Source organism: Amycolatopsis sp. w19, assembly GCF_051373225.1.
Taxonomy (GTDB): Bacteria; Actinomycetota; Actinomycetes; order Mycobacteriales; family Pseudonocardiaceae; genus Amycolatopsis; species Amycolatopsis japonica.
The window spans coordinates 1-2,523 of record NZ_JBPQFM010000051.1; the positions used below are offsets into that span (position 1 = coordinate 1).

The 2,523-nt window shown below is 40.5% G+C and carries 3 protein-coding genes; all 3 read left to right on the forward strand.

Annotated elements, in window-relative coordinates; genetic code table 11:
* Nucleotides 1-347 (forward strand): plasmid mobilization protein (locus ACSMFO_RS40045; RefSeq protein WP_436462523.1); only part of this gene is annotated, 347 nt, incomplete at its 5' end.
* Complete coding sequence (locus tag ACSMFO_RS40050) at nucleotides 329-1,546, forward strand: relaxase/mobilization nuclease domain-containing protein (RefSeq protein ID WP_436462524.1); 1,218 nt, start codon at nucleotides 329-331, stop codon at nucleotides 1,544-1,546. The genes ACSMFO_RS40045 and ACSMFO_RS40050, both read left to right, overlap by 19 nt.
* A gap of 350 nt (nucleotides 1,547-1,896) precedes the next feature.
* Nucleotides 1,897-2,523, forward strand: a 627-nt coding sequence (locus tag ACSMFO_RS40055) for a hypothetical protein (RefSeq protein WP_436462525.1), incomplete at its 3' end; no start/stop codon positions are given.

The following is a 2,523-nucleotide window of genomic DNA, read 5'->3' on the forward strand; positions in this document are numbered from 1 at the left end:
AGACGAAAGGCGAGCGTAGGAACGAGCCTAAACAGGTGAAGTTCCGTGTCACTGAGGAGGAATTCGAACGGCTATCGCTGATGGCGGATAACGTAGGAATGACGGTGCCTGCCTTTGTGAAAGCAAAGGCACAAGGTACCCGAGTACGACAGCCGAAGATCAATCGTGAGGGCGCTCTGGCCATTGCGAAGGAATTGCGTGCTGTGGGTACCAATGTGAACCAAATTGCGAGATGGTGCAATGCACGAGACATTGAGCAATTGAGTGAACAGGAGCTTGAGAGATTGGTATACAATCTTGAGGAAATTAAAAAGGGACTGGCTGCAGCATGGCAACAATTAAGCTGAGTACGACGAAAAACGCCAATGCGTTACTGAAGTACGCTGAGAAGCGTGCTGAGGTGTCAAATTCGCTTGATTGCGATGTGGACTATGTTCGGAACCAATTTAAGGCTACAAGGGAAATATGGGGCAAAAACGGAGGCATACAGGCCCATCATATAATCCAGTCATTTAAACCAGATGAAGTAGATCCTCAGCAAGCCAATGAAATTGGGTTACAACTAGCTGAGAAATTGGCAAAAGGTCACGAGGTGGCCGTCTATACGCACACCGATAAGGATCACATTCATAACCACATTGTCATTAATGCCGTAAATTATGAGGACGGTAGAAAGTTTCATGCGCATGGCCAAGAGGCTATTGACCATGTGCGCAAAATAAGTGATGAACTGTGCAAGGAACATGGGCTGTCCATTGTAGAAGAGCGCTCGGCCGATGTTCGCTACACATTAGCTGAACAGTCATTGCTTCAAAAAGGTGAGTCGAGTTGGAAAGATGAAATTCGGACGGCCATTGATTCTTCAAAAGAACAAGCAACTAGTTTTGAAGACTTCCAAGAACGTTTAAAAGACCAGGGTGTCCAAGCAACGCTACGAGGTAAAAACATCACGTATGAGCATCTAGAATCGAATAAAAAGGTACGTGGCACTAAATTAGGGTTGGCGTACGAAAAGGAGACGATTTTACATGGCTTTGAAAGACAAGTTACAAGAGAAAGAGAAACAGCAAGTTCAGCAGCCACAGCAGAAAGAGGAGTTACAGCAGTTATATCAGGAGATGATCTTACGTCTCAGAGCAACAGAGGGCTATCTCTCGACGTTTCTGAAAGAAAACATGAACAAAGAGATGATGATCGAACAAGAGCTCAAGGAGATCAAACAGACGAGCCAAGACGTACAGAGGGAAATGGAATTGACTTCGATGACGTTGCTCAGCAAATTAGAGAACGACATCGTCACACACAAGCAGTATACAAACGAAACTTTGGCCGAAATGAAGATGGCCATCAGAGCACTGCACAGCGAAATGAAACAGAATCAGGAGTTTCTGAGCAAAGAGTTTCAAGCAAACAATCAAGCTATCAAGGACGAGCTAGAGAAGATCAACAACAACCTGGGGAGCAAGTTCGACAGCTTGAGCGCGACAGCGAAGGCGGAACTCAGCGAGGTCGAAAAAAACAGCAAGACTATGATCTCGAACGTTAAATTAGGCGTGGTATTTAATGGTTGGTTAGATTGGGTGAAATATGGAGCTGGCGCAGCGGTCTTTATGGTACCTATGTTTTTCTTGTTTAAATGGTTCTTTGGTTTATTTGGAATTAACTTAGGATAAAAGAGTAGCCTTGTGCAGAATTCGTTGAAAAACTGCGAAAAGACTAGAAAAAGAGGGAAATTATTGATAGTGTTGAATGTAGTATAAATGAGAAAAACCGCCCATGCTTTGGACGGCAGGCGGTTTCTCGAAAATAGAAAGGGAATGGGTCCCTTATACACATATTTATGTACATATTCTATCATAAGGGACTAATTCCTGCTATATAGGGAGAGGAATTAGTTTGGAAAATAGCAAAAATAATATTGTCAATTTGGAAAGAAAACTCGCTGAAGCGGAAAAAAACGCAAGGTTTAGAGAATTGGAAACTGAAAAAGAAAGAGCTAAAGCAGATTATCGTGGCGTAGATCAAGATGAAGTTAATCAAGCAATGGAAACATTAAGTCAAGCTACTGGTAAAGATATTTTTATAGGAACAAAAAGAACTCCACAATCGAGAGTGAGGTTTGTACAAACTTTGCAGGGAAATCAGGGGTATCTAAATAAAAAAGAATATTTTACTGGAAGAGAAAAAGTCTTTTTGCATGATATTGTCCCATATATAGCTTTTTCTACTAATTGCATTGTTTTAGATATTAAAGCTAAAAATCCAGTACCTGCTAATATTTCAGAAATTGCTAAATTAATTAATAGTAACAGAACAAATACAAGTACTGTTATCAATTCATTAGTTAAAAAAGGCATTTTATTTAAAGGTGAATCAGGAGTGGAAGTTAATAATGCGAAAGCTTATGCTATTTTTGTAAACCCACATATTATGTATGCAGGTGATAAGGATAACGTAAATCATACTTTGCAAGTTATGTTTCATAAAGCTATGAAAATGAAAATATTAAAGGATTTACCAGAT

What these genes read in the sequence shown, in the direction of transcription:
- ACSMFO_RS40050 (WP_436462524.1), top strand. Translation starts at nt 329, where the DNA reads ATGGCAACAATTAAGCTGAGTACGACGAAAAACGCCAATGCGTTACTG.